This is a genomic window from Pirellulaceae bacterium (genome assembly GCA_029243025.1).
In the GTDB taxonomy this organism is placed as follows: domain Bacteria; phylum Planctomycetota; class Planctomycetia; order Pirellulales; family Pirellulaceae.
Map to the genome: position 1 here is coordinate 1 of JAQWSU010000037.1, position 22,209 is coordinate 22,209.

General features: G+C 51.3%; 8 protein-coding genes. 3 read left to right on the plus strand and 5 right to left on the minus strand.

Annotated elements, in window-relative coordinates; all coding sequences use genetic code 11:
* Both P8N76_17535 and P8N76_17540 read right to left on the minus strand, forming a co-directional pair.
* Nucleotides 1–4,890, minus strand: a 4,890-nt coding sequence (locus P8N76_17535; protein MDG2383478.1) for a glycosyl hydrolase, incomplete at its 3' end; no start/stop codon positions are given.
* Between the two features lie 520 nt (nt 4,891–5,410).
* Nucleotides 5,411–11,041, minus strand: coding sequence for a glycosyl hydrolase family 18 protein (locus tag P8N76_17540; GenBank protein ID MDG2383479.1), 5,631 nt, complete (start codon nt 11,039–11,041; stop codon nt 5,411–5,413).
* Nucleotides 11,042–12,206: 1,165 nt separating this feature from the next.
* Here P8N76_17540 and P8N76_17545 point away from each other — a divergent pair.
* Nucleotides 12,207–13,304, plus strand: coding sequence for a hypothetical protein (locus tag P8N76_17545; protein ID MDG2383480.1), 1,098 nt, complete (start codon nt 12,207–12,209; stop codon nt 13,302–13,304).
* Between the two features lie 212 nt (nt 13,305–13,516).
* On the plus strand, nt 13,517–14,581 hold the full coding sequence (locus P8N76_17550; protein ID MDG2383481.1) for a PEP-CTERM sorting domain-containing protein: 1,065 nt from the start codon (nt 13,517–13,519) through the stop codon (nt 14,579–14,581).
* Nucleotides 14,582–14,804: 223 nt separating this feature from the next.
* Here the strand turns inward: P8N76_17550 and P8N76_17555 are convergent, their stop codons facing one another.
* The 3 genes from P8N76_17555 to P8N76_17565 form a co-directional block, all read right to left on the minus strand.
* Nucleotides 14,805–16,313 (minus strand): alkaline phosphatase family protein, encoded by a 1,509-nt coding sequence (locus tag P8N76_17555; GenBank protein ID MDG2383482.1) that lies wholly within the window; start codon nt 16,311–16,313, stop codon nt 14,805–14,807.
* 402 nt (nt 16,314–16,715) lie between these two features.
* A complete protein-coding gene (locus P8N76_17560; GenBank protein MDG2383483.1) occupies nt 16,716–18,695 on the minus strand; it encodes a tetratricopeptide repeat protein in 1,980 nt (659 codons plus the stop codon).
* Nucleotides 18,696–18,716: 21 nt separating this feature from the next.
* Entirely contained in the window at nt 18,717–20,678 is a 1,962-nt protein-coding gene (locus P8N76_17565) for a VCBS repeat-containing protein (protein ID MDG2383484.1), read from the minus strand.
* A gap of 267 nt (nt 20,679–20,945) precedes the next feature.
* On the opposite strand from P8N76_17565, the gene P8N76_17570 reads away from it, so the two are divergent.
* Nucleotides 20,946–22,209, plus strand: a 1,264-nt coding sequence (locus tag P8N76_17570) for a hypothetical protein (protein ID MDG2383485.1), incomplete at its 3' end; no start/stop codon positions are given.

A 22,209-nucleotide genomic window follows, 5' to 3' on the forward strand; every position in this document is an offset into this window, starting at 1 on the left:
TGCTTGATGGTATTGCAACTCACCAAAGCCGTTTCCCGGCTGCCAGTAAGTGCCCGTTTCGACATGTTTCATCGCAACTTGAATGGATGCGACGTCGCTCGGGTCGGTAACGTATCCATACATGGCGACTGTCAGATCGGCTTGGATGACGACTTCGGGAGTTGGCCAAAGGAGTGACAGATCAGGCCCATCAAAGTCGGTTGGTGCCGGATCCGACACCGGAGGATCGGCTGGTGGGTCAACCGGATCTTCGACGGCAGGCGAGGGGGGAACGGGAGTGACCGTGTCGTCACCTGGGAATACCGGCTCCGTTAGCAAAGGCGCTGGGGTAAAGGGTTGTTCCACTCCGGTGGGAATGCTGCGAACGGCATTGCCATCGGTCCCGGCAAAGATTGGAAATCGCAACGAATCGGCAACACGTCGTTCAAATCCATCGTAAAGCTCTCCATTTGAATCGTATTCCGGCCAAGGCAGATGGATCATGTCAGCATGCAGGCTCCAACCTGGCGCGTAGTCCGGATGATCTTTCGTCATGAAGTCGCTCGTTAATACGAGCTGAGCATCTTGCGGAACTCGGCCATAATGAATCTGCAATTCCAGGCCTGGGAGCATATGCGGGTGAGTGCTTGGTCCACCGTAAAACTCGCCATAGGCCATGTGACTTTTGTGGTTGGGGCTGTCAAGGTTCGTGCCGTCCCAGAACTGCGGAAAGTAGATCATGGCTTGCAGGGGAAGGTCTTGCCATTCGTCACCGATCGGCAGATGATCGTAACGCTCGGTGGTCCCGATGTAATTCCAAGCGACGATTCCTAAAGATTGACGCTCGCTGGGCATCGCGGAACCTGCGATCACCGACAGGCCTGTTGGCATCACTTCAAGCTTGTTCGGATCAAATGGTTTGCGGATGCTGTAATAGGCGATGGAACTGTCGAGTGGAGTGACGTATTCCCCGGTTGTTTCGTTGATCATGCTGGGTATCCAGTAGACCGATTCGTTGCTGGTTGGAGCTGCGTTTGATCCATCCACAGCCATCAGAGATTCAACCGTGGAATAAGCATCGGTGCTGGGATTCACGAAAAAATCGTGAGCATGCCAGAAATTCGGGTTGCCAGGCGCGACCAGTGGGTCGGCGGTTGCCCGGTGACTGAAGTTGATGTTGGTTACAAACTCACCTTGGTTGAATCCGGTAGTCTCGTAGGCATTGGGTTGATTATCTTCCAAGAGCCCCAATCCGTAGGTGACTTCTTCGGTCGCTGGATTGGATTCGTATTCATTGACCGGATCATCGGCGGCTGGATCATCGGCGGCTGGATTATCGGCGGCTGGATTATCGGCGGCTGGATTAGCCGGCGGCGCAGTGGTGAATTGATAATCGGCGTGAGAGCGTACGTAGCCTTGGCCAGCCATGTCGACGAATGCATCGCCTGTGCTTCCAATGTCTAAATGATAGGTGGTATCCAGCATCAGATCGCTTGCGAGGTTAATCGTGACGTTATTGCCATTGATACTTACTCGTGGATCTGTTGCTGGGAACATTTCGACCGACACATGGGTTTCGGTCACGGATGTGGCAGGGTCGTCTGTTGGTCCCGTCATGAGGTGGATCATACCTGCACCTGCCATCACGGGTTCGTCGAAGACGAGAACAATGTTCGCGTCAGTGGCGACGTCTCGCTCGCCAGACATCGGCATTGATGAGATGAGCAGAGGTGCAGTCGTGTCGGATGGTTCTTTCGTCGGGTTGTCCTCTGGGGATGCTGGGATGTTGCCGACGAGTCCGTTTTCATCGAGGTCGATTTCGAAAAGTGTTTCAGCGTCTTGCAGGTTTGCATCGTTGTATTGATCCTCACCGACAAAATGTCCCTCTTCGTTGAGGATCCAGCCATAACGGGTGCTGGATCCTGGATTAACATCCAGGACTCGTAGTCGTCCCGACGCATCTTGGGCGGCCGCCACAAGTTGCCAGTCTCCGCGGACAAGGGAAACCTCGCCGTCCCAGTAGTCACCCCAACGTTGTACCGCGATTGGATCAGCTGATTCTGGGCGGACATACGCGATGCCGGTTTGCGAATCGACAATCAGTGCGACAGAGCCGAGGTCTTCGATGATTTCAAAGTTGAGAGTCGAGTCTGCGACGGAGGGGTCTTCATTGGCGGGAGGGTCCGGGATCGGATTTTGGGAGTCTCCAATGACTGCGAAGTTCGTCTGCTGGATCGACTCACCTCCGAGTGTGTTCTTCGCGAACGCCGTCATCTCATAGTTTCCTGCCAACACGGGCGTTACCGATAGACGCCAATGGCCCTCGTTGTCGACGATTGCCGCATCGTGATACTGCAGGTTTCCAAAACGATTACCCGGTTGCCAATAGGTGCCACTTTCGACATGTCGCAGCGCAATTTGAATCGACGTAACCTCATTTGGATCGGTTGCGTATCCGTACATGTTGACCGGTGTATCGGCACGCATCACAACCTCAGGCGTCGGCCAGCGGATCGACAAGTTTGGCCCCGCAACATCGGTTTGGCCTGAGTTTTCATCTGGGATAATTGCAGGATCTGTGGGGAGACTGTGGGGATCTTCCGGCGGGTCAAACGGCGGATCGTTGACCGATCGCGTGATGGTCTGATTCGATCTCGGTTCGACATTCAACGTGGTGCCATCACTGAAGGTGACAAGGATGGGATCACTGCCCGCATTGTGGGCCGAGTAGGTAACTGTCTCACCTCGTGTGAAAACGGCTGAAATTGGGTGGTCACCTCGAATGGTGGAGGATGGAGAACCCAGATTGGCCAGGGCGGCCATCCAAAAATAGGTATACGGTACGCTTTGTCCTTCCTCGTAGCGGCTGCTTTCGGTCGAAAAAGTTTTCCAAGCATTTTCAGGGTCGACTAAAGCTTCGTACTGCCCGATCAGGCTTTGCCATACGTCGGGTTCTCCGCCATTCATTTCGGTGATCTCTTGCAGCAGCGCCTGTGGGTCACGCGCCATTTCGCTCAGGTAGAGGGATCCTCCGTGGAAGGGCAGGAAATTGATACCCTTGATCATTTCGACTTCTGCAGAAAACCAAGTTGCATGTGCTGCGCCGTCGCCCCAAACCATTCCCACCGATTCCACATCGAAATCGTCCGGATAGGTCGTTCCGTATTTGTCGAACCAATATTCTGCAATGGCTTCGGCTTCAAGCGAATACAACGTTTGGCCGAATCGAGTAGTGTGAGGACGCTGAGTTGCTTCACCCCAGAGCATCAGGCCTGTTGCGAAGTTCATTGCTTCCGACGAAGATTCGTGATTATTGCCTCGTGAAAATGCACCGTGACCTGAAGCCCAGGAGTGTCCTGCCATCGGGCTGAAATTTCTCAACCGAGGTAGGTCGCTCGAGTTCGGGTCGAGTTGTGCGACATCTTGGATGATTAAGTCAACCATCGCTTGGTTGTCAGCGATCCAGGTTGGATCGGCCATAGCAACCAGAGCTGCTGCGTGAACAAAATATCCCATGTGGAAATGGTGGTCGTTTAACATCTGACCTGAATAAAATGACTCGGGATAAGCCTGCAGAGTGTCCCATTCTGCGTTGTAAGCGAAGTGACGATCGGCCGTATTGCCGTTGTAGTGAAACCAGTCGGCAAAGCCTGCTTGGACAGCCGATACGATTTGGTTTTGGACCTCCATTTCACCTACCACTTCAGCGATTTGGGCCAGTTGCATCAATTTGAGCATTGCTTTTCCTGACCAGTAAGGGTCAGAAAATTGGCTGAAGTATTGTTCAGGATTGGTGGCCACGGGGTCATCAATCAACAGCTGTCTCAGCGTATCAATCTGTTCCACGCTGAGGGTAGCGGGAAGACGGGGTAAAATGCCGCGCGCTTTGATCTCAGCCTCGACACGATTCGACTGGACAGGCGCCATGTTTCCACGCGAACTTGCATAGGCATTCGCGGACAGTAAGTTCGGATTCGTCGCGTTACGAGTCAGATGAGGATAGAGGGCGACGATTGTATCTGATGCGTTGTCCGCACCCTCTAATGTGTAGTCGTAAGTTAGTCTCAGTGCGTATGGGTCGTCGGCCTGCGCGTAGCTGAAACGTGTGTCGATAATTGCATTCGTGGCAGATTGGCGGAAGGCATTTCGCGTGGCGGTTTCTTGGTTTGGTAGGAGCGCGACTGTGAGACTGCCATTGTCATTGTTCGAAATTCTTGCCTGGTTGTTTTCCACGGACCAAGAAGATCCTTCTGGTGCATAAAAACCGTAGAAGCGATTCTCGACTGACAAATAGGCCACATTTTGATCAACGTTGATCTCTGCAGCACCTGGATCCCAGCGAATCTTCAGATCATTGAATGAGACATTCTTCAACCAAACAAAAGGCGATCCCTGGGCCAACGTCGTCGTGGGTGAATCTGAAACGCCCGACCATTTTCCAGAGAATGCCCAATCAGAGTAGGAATCGAGCGCGAAGTTAGTTGGCTGTTGTGAACCAAAAAGATCGACGTGTAGGTCGGGGGTAAACGGTGTGACAAATTCGCGTGTGGTTTGTCCTGTCGCAAATGCAACCTGGGTCGATTGCGCAGCGATCGAAAGACCCGTTTGATTCGTCTGGACGGTGAGCGGATGCGCGAATAGCGGAGCTGAAAACTGATCTCCATACTCAGCGAAATGTACCGAAGACCACCAGTCGTTACTTGGGATGGCTTGCGAGAAGTTATTGGTTACCAGTGGAGCGAGAGCGTTTCCTTGGAAGTCACTGGGCGTGGGGAGATTTGCAGCCGGTGCGGCTGCGATGTTGCCATTCTCGATGAGAATTCGGAGTGACGAAGCAGTGGCGAGCGCTTCTTCTGTCAAGGCTGTCAGTTCGGAGTCTTGCCCATCCGAAAAACTATTTGCTGCCAGCATCGCACGCCGCTCAAGGCATTCGTGTTGGAGATTTAATGTTCTTGGGACTTTGGTTCTGTGGGATTGTCGGCGAATAAACCTATTGAAAAACTTATTCCAGATGAACATGACCGGAGAATTCTTTCTGTTTTATGCGCCCCTATGAATCGATGAATCTTTCGGATTTAAATCGCGATGAAGCGGCTTTGATCAAACTTATTTGGCTGTTTGTCGAGTCTTTCATCGGCGATTGAGGGAAATTGCAAGCGGCTGGCACCGAGTACACTGTTTGCTGCGTTTGTTGGACTTCGTTGATCAATTCGTGGAAAACTTGTTTCAAATTATTGGTGGTTTGTGGACGGACACTGTCCGTAAATTGTGTTGTCTTTGATGGGATTTGTATTTTCGAGCGTGCCCAGGTGGGGAATCCGATTTCGATTACCCAGCCATCTTTGAGGGGGAAGATTTGCTCGGATAATTCGATACCGGATCCCCGCCTTGGACTGGCAGGTATTGGCCACCTCATATTTTCTGGCCGTTTTTAAGCGTTCAACTCATCGCCGTTTAACAAAATGTCGGAAGCTGCAAGCAGCTCAGTGCCACTCGCGGTGAAACCGAAACTAACCTCCCCATTACTCGGGATGTTGCTGTTCCAATCTGCGCTCTGAATCATATAACGGTTGCCTTGACGAGACAGAATTGTCGCGTTCCAAATACTGCTGATCTCACCGTCGAAGGTGAACTCAAGTACCCATCCGTTTACCGGATTTGAACCTGAGTTACTAATGGTCACATTCGCGTTGAAACCGTTGTACCAACTGGCGTCTTTGGCAAAGCTAATTTGGAGGGGCGATGCCTGAGTGTTCGTTGGAGTTTCAATAGGATCGGTTGGAGTTGTTGGAAGCGAGGCGTCGTCAATCGGTTGCATCGGTTCTGGGAGGTTTGGTCCAGTGTTATTCGTTGGTGTAATCGGGGTAGTGGCCGACTCCACAACCGGGTCGAAGACCCCATTGCCGCCGTAGATGTTTTCAAAGACGAGGTCTGATGCAGCAGTGATTTGGGCAAAGGTCTGGCCTTCGATCCAACTGTCGACTGCAGCACTGATCAGGCTCTCCGGTCCCAATTGGTCATTAGAAAGGTCCCAGAACATCATGCCGCCGAGTCCCTTGTCCTGAGCCCATTCGCTCTTTAGTGAGATGGTTCCAGGCGTTTCAAAAGAACTGTAGATTTGTTGAGATGCGCTGTACAGGTAAGCGGCCTGACCGTCGTCATCCCAATTCAACTCCCAATCGCTAGTGCCCGATTGGAGTTGTGCGACTAGATCCTTGTAGTCGTAGTTGCCGCTCTCGAAGGTTCCGGGAGCTGCGCCACTGGCTGCTTCGTTGTAGCCATTGTCGCCACCGTCAGCGACGCCGCTCCAGGCACGTGTGTAAAGAGGTGCACCTAAGACGATGTTCTCTTTCGCGACTCCGGCGTCCAAGTAAAGATTGATGGCGGTTTCAATGTCATAACCGGCTGGGTCGTTCATCAGGGCAGCCTGATGTCCGGTTGTGTTTTCCCAGGTTCCATGGAAGTCGTAACTCATCACATTGAAGAAATCCACGTTGTCTTTCAGTCCAGGAAGATTGAAGTTGGCAATCTTGTCTGAGCCGCCTGGCGATGCTACAGAAATCTCGTAATAACGCCCTCGCTCACTGCCTAAAATGTCTAGTTGCTCGCGAACTAGTTCCAGCAGTGCCGCATAATTTGCTCCGTCTTGCGGGCTCGAGCTGTTACCACTGAGTCCTCCACCACCAGGATACTCCCAGTCAAAGTCAATCCCATCAAACATGGTGTAGGTGTTCAAGAAGTCATAGATAGATCGAGCAAGCGTTTCTCGACCCGCTTGCGTTGAAACGACAGAACTGAAATTTGCCGAAAGGGTCCAACCGCCGAGGGCAATGCTAGTTCGGAGATGTGGGTTTTGTTCCTTCAGTTGAGCCACTTGGTTGAAGTTTCCCCAAACCGTTTGGGTTGCTCGCGGATCGCCAGCAGGATAGGACCAAAGGTCCGCCTCGCCACTGACTGTGTTTTCTGCTGAGAAACGTTTCTCGGTGGCGGCGAAACTGTCGAACAACACCATCTCGCCGCTTGCCGTTAGGTTGGCAAAGGCGTAGATGAAGTGTGTGAGTTCTGCTGCCGGAACATCCGCGATGTGATAGTCTCGGCCGTAGATGCCCCATTCAGGGAAATAGGCCGCGATCTTTGGTGTAGAGACAGGATCCGAAACGTCGGAGGTTGATGTATCCGTCGTGTTGTCAGCAGGATCCGTCGTGTTGTCAGTGGGATTGGTATTGTTGTCAGTGGGGTCGGTTTGGGGAGCAGGTCCGCTTAGATTGTCCAAGTGATCGCCAAGTGGATCACCAAGCACGACCATGCTCTGGAAATACTCGAGTACGCGAGCGTGTGATACGTCGAGTGCCGGCCATTGTGGCCAATCCCATGTGTCATTCATAAACGGTTGCATTTGATCATGACTGAGAACGGTAAGATGATTCACGTCATGTGCAATGGCTACATCTTCAATCGAGAGCCAGCCGTGTGCGCGGTCATGCATCCAACCGGCATAGTGTGGTTCCATTTTCAATGTGTTGATGAATGTATCAACGTAGCCATTTTCGGTTAGGTATTCTGCGAAACCTTCGTGTCCGTATTGAACCACCATCGCCATAACATCTTCGGCGGTGCCTAGTCGGGCCGTGCGTTGGATGTCTGCAAGAATCTGTGGGTCAAATACGTCATCTGCGATCCATCCTACTTTAGCGCCTTGCATCGCATACCAAAGTCCAACACCTTGTTGGTCATTGCCCCATGCCTGGGTGTTGTTGGTAAGCGTGTTTGCAAATGCCCATTCTCCTATCTGGTCGAGAGTCGCTGGCTCAAGGCCAACGAACCGACGGAGATTGTTGTAGGCGACGTGTGCTTCCGTGGTGATGGCGGTTCTTCCACCCACCAGGCCGTCATGGCCTGTGTGATCGCTGCCGTTCGACATGCCAATGTCTGCCAAGTCGATATATTCACTGTCCATTTCCGGATGCGTGTGCGAGTCGTGGTCGGTCGTATCCGAGTTATGGTCGGTCGTATCCGAATTGTGGTCGGTCGTATCCGAATTGTGGTCGGTCGTATCCGAGTTATGGTCGGTCGTATCCGAGTTATGGTCGGTCGGAGGCGCGATGGAAGTGGGGGCGGATTCCAGATTCTGTCCAACGGGGTTTCCGAGAGAGACCATGCTCTGGAAATACTCGATGACACCCGAATCGGAAACATCGAGTGCAGGCCACTGCGGCCAGTCGAAGGTGTCGTTCATGAAGGGCTGCATCTGATCCCAACTGAGTACCGTGAGGTGATTCACGTCGTGATTGATGGCCACGCCTTCCAACGAGCGGAATCCGTGGGTGCGACCATGCATCCATCCACCGTAATGAGGTTCCATCTTGAGAGTATTGATGAACGTATCCACGATGCCATACTGCTCGAGGTAGTCCGCATATCCGGCGTGGCTATGCTGACGGACCATGTCCATCACCTGATTCCGCATCGCCGTCGGATCTTCGACCGTGCGAGCGGTTCGCTGGATGTCGGCGAGGATTTGCGGATCGTACTTATCGTCCGCGATCCATCCGACCTTGGCGCCCTGCATGGCATACCAGAGTCCGACACCCATGAGATCGTTTTCCCAAGCCTGGCTGTTATTGGTCAGTGATTCGGAGAACGCCCATTCACCCACTTCTTCTATGGTTACCGCCGAGAATCCAAGGAAGGCTCTCAGGTTGTTGTAGGCCTCATGGGCCTCGGTGGTGATGGCTGTTCGTCCTCCCACCAACTCATTATGTTCAGAGTTGTGGTTCGAGCCGTGGAAGGTGCCCCAAGAGGTGATGTCTACATAGTCACCGGAGGAAGCCGGTGGTGCCATATGATCGTGGCCATCGTGGTCCTCCATCGGGGGCATCGTTGAGTCATCGTTTTCATCCATCGGAGGCGTCGTCGAATTGTCGCCTTCATCCATCGGAGGCGTCGTCGGTTCAGACGGCGTGTCTGTATCATTGTCAATGATGGTGCCGAATCCGGAAGCTACGCCCATGGACATGTGATTGCCATCATGGTGCATGTCATGCGTGTCTGAGGCAGTGTTGTCGCTTTGGGGTTCTGAAAGAATCTTGATTGAGCTACCGGATCCGGTAGCATCAAAACCGAAGTTAGCGGATTGACCGGCAGTAAGATCTCCGTTGTAGTCGGCGTTTCCGATGACATATTGATTGCCGTCTTGCGAAAGGATTTTGGCATTCCAGATGCTTTGGATTTCACCATCCATTTGGATAGTGACTTGCCAACTACCGACCGCCAATTCAGGTGAATAGGTCCATTGGCTTACGTATCCGGAGTCCCACGAATCAGAAAGGGTGACGCTAAACTCACCCGCAGTGGAAACGCCACCGTTCGAGACTGAACTTGTTGGTGCGAGAGGTGAGGAAACGACAGTCGCTTCGCGGAATCCGTCTGTCGCCGTCGTCTCGCTTGTGCCGCCAAATCGATTGAATCCATCTTCATATTTCTGTTCAAAGCGGAAGACGAAGTTGTCTTCCGAGAGTTCGCTAAAGCTAACACCGCGTAACAGCGTTTTTTCACCCCAAGCGTTGTACGCCTGCGGTGAAGCACTGATGAGGACTCCATCTGGCGTGTCAGCGATCCCGAATTCCCGGTTAGCGAAGTATTGGAAGTCGAGTTTGTCGCTTGAAGGATCAAAGTTTTCAATAACGTTTACGAGTGGGATTCCACTATCGTCCATGCGGTGGGAAGTAACGACGTAGCCGACTTCACTCATGCCACCGACGACTCCCAATTTTTCACCCAGAAATAGCCCTGCTGCATCGCAATACAGATGAGCATTACTGATTTGCAGTCCTGCGATGGAGTCTTGCATCCAAGTCGAGATCATTTGGTTGGGATCTTCTTCGGGATCCGGCAGACGGGTTTCCAGAAAACTCGCACTTGTGTTTGCGAGCAATTCTTGGATCGGCGTTTCATGCTGTTGGATCGGCGCCCCATTAAACGGTCCCAACACAACGAGGTTTCCCGAGGTTGTGAGCATGAGCTGGACGTTGTGAGCCCCAGTGCTGCTTAAGTCAAGGACGCGAAATGAATCCGCTCCGGTTGCCGAAAGGTAAGGGAAAGTTCCGTCAGTGGATACGACAAGCGGTTCTCCGGGACTTGGGTTCGGCATGACGTGACCGGCATTTGTTCCCGCGCTATCTTCGAACATTCCACCGACCGGAGTTGTGAGCATCACCTCAAATTGTTCGTCTCCCTCGACGACCAGGTCGCCGGTGACTCGCACATCGATCGTTTGTGCCGTTTCACCTGGCGCGAAAGTGACGGTTCCGGTTGCCCGTTCAAAATCGGTGCCGGAGCTCGCCGAATTCGTCATGGTGTGGTAGTCAGCCGTGACGGTTTCTGTGGAAGCTTTGGACAGCGATACTGTGAAAGAGGCCAGCACGTATCCCGTGTCTCCTTCGGTGACCTGAGCGTCAGCAATACGAATGACCGGCATGGCGGTGGAGTCATCAGCGGTGGAGTCATCAGCGGGTGCAATCGGATCATCGGTGATCGGATTGTCAGTAGGCGTATTTTCTGTCGGGGTGGTTTCGTCGCTTGGTGCATCGTTGGTGTCGGGCGTGGTAGTGGACGCATCTCCTGAATGGGTGATCGGACCTCCATTGAAGGAAATGTTTGTTGGCATGGACGCCGCGCCGTCTGCAACAAAACCAACCGCAAGCGTTTGCCCCGGGCCGAGATTATTGCTCCAGGCGGGCGGTGTGAATCGATAGCGACCTTGTCCAAGGTTTTTTACCGTAGCGTTCCAGAGGTTTGCAATTTTTCCGCCGTAATCGAATTCGATTTTCCATCCATCAAAGTTGACGCCTTCATCATTCACCAGAGAAAATTCGGCCGTATGCCCCGTATTCCATTGATCGGTTATTTTGAAGTCAACGTCCGGCGCATCAGCAAGAGTGTGAGAAGCGAGTAAGGAACGAACCTCAAGCGGCTCAAAATTAAGCCCCGTGACCGGCTTATGAGAGCTTTTGTTTTTCGCATTTCTGATTACTGTTTCGAGAACACTTTGCCAAAGTTTCATAATTGCATTCTTTTCTTATCCGAAGGTGATTTCGGTCAATCCATGCCATTCTTGCGAGTGGCGACAATTACTGGTTCAGCCATCCGTGTTTGTAAGGTGAAAGGAATTAAAGAATTTGTAAAGCAATGAGAGTTGAAGGAGATTAAATCAATAGAGGTTGATGGAATGAATGAGTCGCATTATCTAGGTCGTTGAGTGGCCCGTTCAGTCGCCTTCTTTGCACACCGGCAATGCGCCTCGATGCGAATGCATCTGTTGGTTTTGATGAGTCAGTGACTTGGGGTTTTTGTTTCCCGGAATGGGAATGAAATGTTTGTGGTTGTTTCGCAACAAGGCAAGTTGTTTTGCTTCAAGCCAACTTGTCGTCAGCAAGCACTCAACTACGATACGGGCACGCTAACCGAAAGGTTTATGGATTCTTAAAGATTTGTAATTTCCCGTTGGACATCGTGTTGACCTCGTGGAGTAGGTGAACTGGACACCTTGGTGAAAATGGAATGCAATTAATTGGGGACCCAACAATGGCGAAATTGAGATGGTGATTGATCGCAAACCGAGACAAAAAATCAACGACACGTTCTCTTTGTTGGGTGCGTTTTATTTTCGTTCTCTTGGGTGAATTGCGATCCGCTGGAATGAGGAGATGCAAACAGAAGACATCAATCAATCGCTCTCGAACTCTGGCCTAAGCATGGGCTCTTGTTTACCCCGTTGGGGGTACTTATATCAATATTCACAGATCGGTTTGCTGGCGCTGATGGGCCTGGGGTACTGGCTTCGCGCGAAGCACTCGAGCAACTCATGCAGCTTTGCGTTGGAAGGTCCCGTCGGTTAGTGCTGCCAATTCCTACCCTCAAAATGACTAATCGCCTCTTGTCGACCGATGGTCAGGTTACTCGGTCAGACCCGCACAATCCTTTGATGATGCGGATTTGCTGCAACTAGGCCTGCCGACCATCGGTTGGGCTTTGTAGAAATTTCATTTCTGTGGGTTGTGTCGACCGATTGACTCTGTCATCTGCCCGGCTCCCGTTTTCGCTGAAAAACGAGCCGTTAGGTGGAGGGCGAGTGATTAGGATTGGTATTTCCATCGGCAGATTCCATCCGCGGTTGTCAGGAAGCTGCAAATTTCAATTTTTACGTTTTTGAGGGAGATAAATCAGCGATGCGCGATATTTTAACGAACCGAATCACGTCGCGATTTGGCTGCGGTATTTTGGGTTTGCTCGTTATTTGTTTGGGATCGGTCAACCTGTTCGCCGAAACTGTTCCGCCCTTACCCAATGCAGATTGGTTCAGTGTGGGGAATTACGGTTTGGCAGCTCAGGCGATTGAAGATAAATTTGACATGATGGCGAAGGGGGAAATTCTCGATGTTCCCGGTGAGGAGCCGAATTCGTCAAGGATTTGGCCAGTGCTTGGGGATCCTGAGTTTGGTGTTGTGGCTCCACGTGAGCAGGTGAAAATGTCCTTCATGTTTCCTGTTGGCCAATTACATGCGTCAGACAATCCGATGACCAAAGGAGTCCATGAGGTTTCCACGAAAAGTGATTTCGCGATGTGGCTCACGGTTCAAGGTAAGTTGCGAAGCTATCTGAGTGATCGCAGTGATCAGTGGGACCCTTCGATAACTGATTACAAGAATCCGTCGTCAAGGAGCATTTTTAATCGTGGTGCGGCTGCATTGGGAATGTTTAATAGTGACCAGAAACCGGGGTTTGGCTACTTTCCGAATGTTGCCGATCTGTGGATTGATGCAGACTCGCTTTTCAGAACCAGCCTTTATCAGGATTGGCAGAATTCTGAGAGTGCGACTCCGCAGGAACCAAAAACGCAAAGCTTAGAAAACTGGAATGGCAATGAAGAGTTTGAGCCCTGGTTAAACAAGTGGCCCAATATGGATGGCGCTTCGTTGGCCTTGGCTCGCGGCATTCCGATCGAAGACGTGGTCGATCAAGGTGGCGCTGATGCAGCCTATGCAAACTGGTACAATGATTGGTGGGTAGCCAACACGCAAAAAGGTAACTTTCCTTGGACCGGGCATGGCTATACGTATGATTGGGCTTATCTTGACGAGGTGGACAATGGTCAAGGACTGACTGAATTCGTGGTCATGCCCAGCGGTGGAGATGATCATGTTTTCTATTACGAAGTGATCTCCCATCACAATACTTTGGAATACGTCACGATTCCGGAGCCGAGTTCGCTCTTGATACTCCTGATGGGTTTGGTTTTCGTGCCGCTGCAAATACGCCGCCGCTAAATGATAGTCACTAGGTAGAAATTCTTGTTGATTCGGCTGCTATCAGCCTAACAGTTAATCATCGGTCGCAGGCTGCTTCTACGCAGCTTGCGATGTTGTTCGCAAATGAGATTAGGTATACTTGCGAACTCTAGTTCGTGTTTTGATCAGCAGTTTATAAGAAACTCTCATCAACTCATGTCTGACACCACTCTCGCGATCGAGAATCAACCATGAGTTTTCAGTTATTGGGCAGACTTCAGTTACGAGTACGTTACAGTCTTTTGCTTTTCGTCTGCTGGGGATTCGGCGTGTTACCTGCGGAATCAGCCCCTCCCTTGCCGCAAGAAGACTGGTTTAACCCTATAAAATACAAAGCCGCGGCTGTGACGATTGAAAATCATTTCGACGATTTGAACAAAGGGCCAATTCTCAGTATGCCAACAGAAACCAGGCTGTGGCCTGAGCCTGGGGATCCTGAGTTTGGTCTGCAGGATCAACGTGAGCAGGTGAAAATGTCACACATGTTTGAAAATGTCGACGGCAAGAATTCGATGCAACCCGGAGTCCATCCAGTTTCTGACAACCCCGGTTCTGCCATGTGGCTTACAGTTCAGGGTGACTTTCGAAACTACATGCTTGAACGCAGCGATCAATGGGACCCTTCGATAACAAACCACACGAGCGATTCGCCAAGAAGCGTCTATAACCGTGGGGCGGCTGCATTAGGAATGTTGAATGGGCCCGCGGGCTTCGGCTACTTCCCCTATGTTGCTGATCTGTGGATTGACGTAGATGCGATCTTTCGAACGGGGCTCTTTCAAGATTGGGGCTCCGTGGATAGTATGACGCCGCAAAAGCCAATATCGCAAGATTTAGCTAACTGGGTTGACGACAAGGCGTGGGAGCCGTGGTTGAACAAGTGGCCCAACATTGATCCCTCAGAAATGGCAATAGCGCGAGGTGTACCCGCGGAGGATTTGACGATTGAATCTGGAAACGCTCAGACTTATGCGGATTGGTACAACGGTTGGTGGGTCGCCCAAACGCAAAGCGGTGCATTTCCCTGGACGGGACATGGCTACACGTATGACTGGGCTTATCTTGATCAATACCCCAACGCTCAAGGCCTCACCGAATTTGTGGTCATGCCCAGTACGCACAAAGGGAATGTTTTCCATTACGAAGTGATCTCGTTCGAAAACACTTTGGACTATGTCATGATTCCGGAGCCGAGTTCGCTCTTGTTGGTTCTTTTGGGGCTGATTTTCGTGCCGCTACAAATGCGCCGCCGCTAAATGCGTCTTGGCAGGAATCGTCGCAGCCGAATTCTTGATGCTTTGGACGGCAAGGTCGAGAATCGGTTGCTTGTTTTTGGCAAGCCGGGGTTGAGCTTCCTGGTTGCGGTACTGAACGATCGCCTATTCCAAGTGAGTGGATGCATCTAGCCGAAACAACGTTCTGCAGTTACGGAAGAGCTGCTTTGAGTCGGCCAATCGTTGGCCGCATGCAAAGGCTGAATCATTGGCGGGTTGGGGTGGACGATCGTTGCCATCGCCACCCGCCGAATAGCAAAAGACACGGCAGGATTTGCGTCATTGTTGTAGGTTCAGGAACAACCCGAACATTCGAGCGTGGTCCCTGATCGTATCCACCTGCCACAAATGATAACACCAAATCAGAACTGTCGAAATCTTTGTCTCCGTTCCAATCACCGGTTGCCCAACCTGAGTTTGCGACAACGTTGTCTTCATACCCATTCATCAGAAATACTCGAATGAGATCCCTGCTGTCAAAGCGTCCGTCCAAATCAGAATCACCAAACCAAGTCTGCAAAATCTGCTCAACGAGATACACGCGATCATCGCCGTTGACGAAACCATCTTGATTGACGTCAAATTCTCGTTCACCTTGGTGGTCCGCAAATAGATCGATATCGATCTGATCGACGACATCATCTGCGTTGAAATCACCTGCGATCGCTGGCGGCTCGCCGGCTCGTGATGCTCCCCAGTAATAGTCCGAGATAGGAAGCCGGAAATGGTCTAGCACGGTGGGGACGACGTCCGCGTGCGAAATAGGCCGACCGTCGTTGGCAGGCATCTTTCCAGGCGAAACCTGTTTACTCGAAACAATGAACGGGATGCGTCGTTCCAAATCAGATTGACCGCCATGACCGCCGCTAGGACGGTGCCCATGGTCTGACGTAAGTACGATTTGCCACTCCTCATTCGCGATACTTTCTCGAGAAGAAACAGTTTTTACTAATCGGCCAACGAGGGCATCGGCGAGTCGAATGGCGGATTCATAGCATTCTCCTGAGCTTCCGCAAGAATGCCCTGCAATATCGACATCATCCAACGCGACGAAAACGGCGTGAGACAATCTGGGATCCGCTGTCCGCAGGTGACGTACCGCATCGCTTGCTGTCGAGAAGTCGGAAGGTAAATCGGCTCGGACGTCGATCTGCGAGTTATCGTCATTCGCCGAAGCGATGATTCTGCTATCAATGGGATTCCAATTAACAAAACTGGCGGTGACAATATCGGGGACATTTTCCTCGAGCGTCTCCAGGTAGGTCGGGTAGTCTTCGTAGTTCGGATTGACGAAGTCGTTGTTTCGAATGCGATGTTTATCTGCCCAGACACCCGTCAAGATGGTGCTCCACCCCGGCCCGCTCACGGTGGGTTGCTCGGTTCGACCACGTTGTTCACCACCGGCGAATGCTTGACTTGAATAACTTCCAGAGTATTCGCTGTGCCATGATCCGTCGATTAGACGATCGATGTTGGGTGTGCTGACATTCGCAAAGCCGCGCTGGCCATATCCCAGGCCGTCGACGCCGATTACGAGCGAATTGGTTTGACCGGCCCAGCTGCTGAGCGACGGAACGAGGAGTATGCTCAACGTTGCGAGAACGATCGCAAGCCGGTGGATTACATGATGGTTGAGCCACTTTGCGAGGGGGGGGCGTGAATCCATGGTCAAGATGCCAGCTTTCACGAAATCGTTAAGTGTTTGACGATTCAAGGTGGACGAACTCAGTACATCGGAAATCAATGGGGTCTTCAATGCACTTGGCGACTTGGTGATTGAAATCCAGTCGCTTTCGAATTCTATGATCGTTTAAGTGGACGGGATGATCAATCTTCAGGTCATCGAAAGTCAAAAAGGAGGCAGGATCGTTTCCTCGCAAAAGTTAAAAATTGACGTTCTCGTCGCTGCTTTCGCGAACCCTGCTGCTTTCGCGAACCCCGCTGGTTTTTAAGAAAGCCTCTCGACTGAATTAGTCTGGGTGGAATTTGCGCGGGGTGAGGAAAACGTGAGTTGATCGCTGTTTTTTTCGGCTTGAACGTCAGCGTTTTTTAACAGGAGGAAAGCGGCTTCAAACAAAATGCGATTGGGTTGTCAGTTCGATCATCCCGTTCAGCTCTACTTCGCTCCTTGGCGAGGCTTGGCTTGCATTAGCTGTTGGGCCCGATTGAGATTGCGGCGTACTTCTGAGTTGTTAGGTTCAAGTTGGCTTGCAATTTGAAAATACTCAATCGCTTGTTCGAGCTCTCCTCCCCGAGCAAACATGGTGCCCAGATTGTTATACGCGTCGACGTATTTTGGATCGATTTCAATTGCGAGTTTGTAATGTTGGGTCGCTTTTGCCACGTTGTTATTGGCGGCATAAACAGTTCCCAGATTGGTATGGGCTTCGGCGAATTGATCGTCGATTTCAATCGCCCGTTGAAAGTGCTGGCCAGCGGTATTTGTTTGCCCCTGGCTTGCAAGACTGGTTCCGAGATTGTTGTGAGCTTCGGCATAACGTTCGTCCAGCGAAATGGCCTTGCGGAAATGTGTCGCTGCCTTGGGTTCATCGCCTCGGCGTGAATGGATCAACCCCACAGTATTATGGAGTCTTGGATTTGTCGGGTTCGCCTGCATCGCTTGTCTGGCCGATTCTTCTGCTTGGTCAAGGTCCCCTTCTCGCAAGTAAATCTTGGCCAAGTGGCGGTGAGGTAGATCCCAAGCCGGATTGAGCGTTCGTAGATCAGTGAAGTGTTTCACAGCCTCCTGATCTCGTCCGATTTCCTCAAGCCAGGTGGCGATTCGATATCGCAACTGAAGGTCAGCTTCTTTCGCTGTTTCTTGGACGCGTGGATGTTGCAGTGATCGCCCCGGGAAGCTGGCTGCTTGGTCGGCAAGGCTGACGTTTTCGCTACCCAAGGTCTCCAAATCCCGGAGCAGTTGTTCCACACTGATCGGTCCACGGTAGATGATCGATAACCGACCTTGTGCGTCGATCAACAGGCTGGTTGGCAAGGGAAGTGTTCGTCGTTGGAAGAAAAATTGATCGTGAAGTTGTTGCAATTGTTGCAACGTCGATTCATCGACCGTCCCCCACGGAAAAGGAAATCCCAATCGCTCCAATATCGTACCGAGCTCTGAGGTTGTAACAGGCTGATCGCCTGCTTGGTCTACTGAGAGTGAAAGAATTTTCAGGTTGGCTGTTTCAATGTCTTGTTGCCGCTCTGCAAACTCTGATAATTCGGCAAGACACGGCTGGCACCAACTTGCCCAAAGATTCACTAATGTTGGTACACCCGAATCAAAAAGTTCGTTGGCTGCTATTCCATCGCCCGATAAGTATTGAATGGTTGGCATCTGGACACGCGTCGTTAACGGAACTCTGGCAACACGGCTATCCAACGGCAGATCAACTGTCTGTGCCATTTCAGCGTTGGGCATTTGGTTTGAATCGATCTGCTCGGTAGCCGAGCGACCTTGGATTAAACGATATCGATTGCCAACTTTGAGGTTGTGAAAGATCTGCTCCTCACCCGCTGGCCAATGCACGACGACTCGTTCGATCTGATCTGCGGATCCTACGCCAAAATGGATCCACTTGCTGGATTGAGAAAGAAATCCTTCACCCGCACGCAGTGTTTGTATTTGTTTCGACGTTTGTATTTGTTTCGAGACTGGATGGATTGTTTCCTGGGATTGTGTACTGTTGGTGCTGCCGTCGGGTGGCCTGAGGACTAGCTCGACTCGAGCGCCGATTGCGTCTCGATTTGTTGTTGTTCCGTTGCCAACGAGCTTGAGGGCAATGGCTTGATTGTTGGTCGGGGTGTCGTTGCGCATGTAACGGACACGTGGTGCATTTCGATTTGACATCCACAAGTCCAAGTCGCCGTCTCGATCCCAATCGATCACAGCGAGACAACGGCCATCGTCCGGAAAGTTAAGGCCGGAGATTGCGGAAATCGTGCTGAATTGGACGTTGCCCGTATTAAGGAAACAGCAGTTGCGCTCGCGACCGCTGAATGATCTTCCTTCCATGATCATTCGGAAAAGCTGATTTCGCGATTGGGACCAGCCTTGATCTGGATCCGACTGATCATCGTTGGCTGTACGCGACACGACCTGCCGCCAAAAGAAACTTCACAAATCACTTGTGTCATTCGATGTGATGTATCCGTTGGCAACCGCAATGTCATTCCAGCCATCATTGTTAATGTCGAGGAAATTCGAACTCCAAGCCCAACGTCCCAGGTTGACCGCCGCGGATTCACTGTCATCGCGGAACACCGACTGGCCCAGGTTGGTGAACAATGAGCTTCCACGAGCAAATCGCTGCAATCGAGTCCTGATTTCCTCGGAAGCCGTTGACTTGAAGTTTGGTTGATGGGTGATGCGATTGCCTGCCGAGGAAAACATGTTACCTACATAAAGGTCCATGTTCCCATCGTGATCAACATCCGACCAGGCAGCCGACATGCCCGAAGCTCCATCCTCAACGCCTGAGGTGCGCGCGATGTCTTCAAACTGGCCTTGTCGATTCTCATACAGATTGTTGCGACCAAAGTCATTGGCGACGTAAAGGTCTTGGTCGCCATCGTTGTCGAAATCTTCCCAGCAAGCCGCCCAACTGAAACGCCGGTTGTTCTTGTCGAGACCGGAAGCGGCAGTGTGATTAACGAATGACCAACGTCCTCGATCGGAAATGTCATTGCGGAACAAGCTGTTTGCTCCCGCTTGATTGGCGTCATGGTAAACGCGATTGGCGACGCCGCCCTGGATGATGGGGCCCACGTCGGTGTTCGCTGACTGTTCGGCATTGCCAACGAGGGTAGAAAAATAATCGTTGGGATAGTCCACGCAGACATAGAGGTCCAGATCACCATCAAGGTCAAAATCAGCCGCTGTCAAAGAAGTAGTGTCATCGTGCGTCTCGAGAATATCTTGCACCACAAAATGACTTCCCGTGTTTTCCGCAACGACGAGACCTCCCAGAATGGTTGCGGCCAGATCCTGATCGCCGTCGTTGTCGAGGTCGACGAATAAGGCACTGCGAGTGCCATCTAACCAATCGATATTCCAAGCCTTTGCCTGTTCATTGGCGGTGCCATCGGATTGCGTGATGAATAGTCGGTTGGGAAGATTTGCTTCTTGGCAAATTAATAAGTCTTCCAAGCCATCCCCATTGACGTCACCAATTGCCAAGCCTGGATTGCCGAGCGGCGAGAAGTAACGCATATCTTGGGTTCGATCCAACCAATAGTTCAGACCATGCAAGAATTGATCTTGATAGCATTCGTTGTGACCAATGATCGAGCTCGTTTGTTCGTTAAAAAGTCGTTTTTTCGATTTCGCGGTTGTTTGCTCAAAATCTGTCAATTCGATCGATTTTAATTGAGGCTCCGCAGAATCATTCGGTTCCACCCAGCGGGTTACCCAGGTAGCATGTTGCTCAACAAGTTGCTCTCCATCTCGACCGCTTGCCGCCACATATTGGTGTGTTTCAAATCCGTTGGGGATTTCCAACACACGAAAAATCTTGAATTCAAAATGGGTCTCTCGCATCTGGGACCAGATTGCTGCTAAACGATTGACTGCTGCTTCCAGGCCGGCTTGGCCACGATGCAACGGCAGCTCGGTAGCTTTGTCAGATTTGGGATTCGACCAACGCTCGACCAAGAATAGGTCGTCTTGATAGATGGGCGCACCCAACTCAGGTAACAGGTCACTGGAGCTAACGTCGGTTGCACACAGTTGCGACAGGTCAAGCGGCTCCCCCGATTCGTTGTCGAACAGATGGCGTCCCAGTCGGTTGAGCATCTTTCCAGCCCGTTCTGCCTGCAGCTCGATGCTCCACCCGTCCTGGGCCGGGTTGTCGACTTTGTCCCACGCAGTCGCTTCGTGAATTGGCAGTAGGGCGGAATCTTTTAGGTCGGCGACGGTATTTTTAGGTTCCTGGGGCCCTGCTGGCGATCTGTCTTTGATCAATACGAAAAAACAGAAGATGCTCGCCAGGGCAACTGCCGTCAATAGGCTGATCACCGTGCCCCATTTAGCGGGCCGCCGAGGACGGTTTGGGGGAGAGGCTTGAGAGGTCGACTTCATAATTCTGTACGTCTTCGCCCCCGTTCGTCTGATGAGATGCGTCCTCATTTAGGCTAAACGACCAACGCTCACAGAGCAACGTTATTAAAAATTTGAGCAATTTGACAACTAAAGGTTTGATTTTTGCGTTTTTGTTGGTTAGGTTTGGACCCATCGCAATTGACGGGCAGAGAAACTGAGAGGCTTAGGAAGAGTTGAGGCATTCGTGCTTCCTAAGAAACGTCGTGTTTTACGTTGGATTCGTGTCAAGCTTTGGAGATTTAGCCAATGAACGTTAGAATTCTATGTGGTGCAGCCCTTGTTATTTCTTCTCTTTCCGCCTCGTGGTGTCTTGCTCAACCCCTGGTTACTGGGGATCTGTCTGTCTACTACAGTTTCGATGAAGTTGACGAAGACGGAATTTTTCTTGATGGGTCAGGTAATAACCTTCACGGCCTCATAACGCTCGGTTTCGAAGATGCGAACGAAGACGATCTTGATGACATTCGGATCGATCTCGAAGACAAAGTTCGTGGTGCCGGTTCGGCTCGCTTTGATACTGATGCAGAAATCAAAGAAGATTACATTGCCGTTTGTGATCCTATGAACCAGCCCGATCACAATGATGGTTGTGGTGAACCGTTAGAGGATCGTCCGAGTTACGTTCCTACCGATGGTTTTACGATTGCCGCATGGGTCAAAGCCGACGATGTTGGACAAGACCAATCAGTTTGGCAATCTCGCGCCGGGGGTGGTGGATTTATCCATAACCAAATCCAGAATGGCGGAAACATACGTTTCCGACTTCGTGGTGATTTGAACGGTGACAATATTGTTGGATTCAATGAGGCTCCGGATGGCGAGCCTGTTGCATTTGAAGAGTGGATTCACTACGCCGGAACTTATGAAAAGGGCGACGATCCTGAAGGTTTCGGGGAATTCGCAATTTTCTACAACGGTGTTGAAGTATTGCGTGACGAAGGTAACGGAAACGTTAATGGCACAGAAGCCGACACCTTGGGTGACTGGGCCATGGGCGGTTTCATCGGTTTGGTGCCAGACATGAATCGTCAATTGGTCGGTTCGATGGATGAGTTCTATCTTTTCTCTCGCGCACTGACAGCTGCAGAGATCACCACGCTGTACGAGAACAAAAGCAGTCTTCTGGGCGACTACAACGGTAATGGGTTGCTTGACGCAGAAGACCTGGACTTGAATGCCTCGGTAGGTATTGCGAGTCAGGATTTGTCGTACGATCTCAATGAAGATGGTGTAGTTAACTCAACGGATCGAAAGATCTGGGTTAATGATCTCAAGAATACTTGGGTTGGTGACGCTGACCTGAATGGCGTTTTTGACAGTGGTGATTTGGTTGCCGTCTTTTCCTCCGCCAAATACGAAACGGGCCTTACAGCCACGTGGGGACAAGGCGACTGGAATGGCGATCAAAAGTTTGATTCGGGTGACTTAGTCGAAGCTTTCAGTAATGCTGGCTACGAAGCAGGCGAACGACCTGGTGGTCCTAATCCTGCAGCAGCTGTACCCGAACCTT

Bases quoted from the DNA above. Each gene is read 5' to 3' on its own strand.
- P8N76_17540 (MDG2383479.1), bottom strand. From the start codon at position 11,041: ATGAAACTTTGGCAAAGTGTTCTCGAAACAGTAATCAGAAATGCGAAA.
- P8N76_17545 (MDG2383480.1), top strand. From the start codon at position 12,207: ATGCGCGATATTTTAACGAACCGAATCACGTCGCGATTTGGCTGCGGT.
- P8N76_17550 (MDG2383481.1), top strand. From the start codon at position 13,517: ATGAGTTTTCAGTTATTGGGCAGACTTCAGTTACGAGTACGTTACAGT.
- P8N76_17565 (MDG2383484.1), bottom strand. From the start codon at position 20,678: ATGAAGTCGACCTCTCAAGCCTCTCCCCCAAACCGTCCTCGGCGGCCC.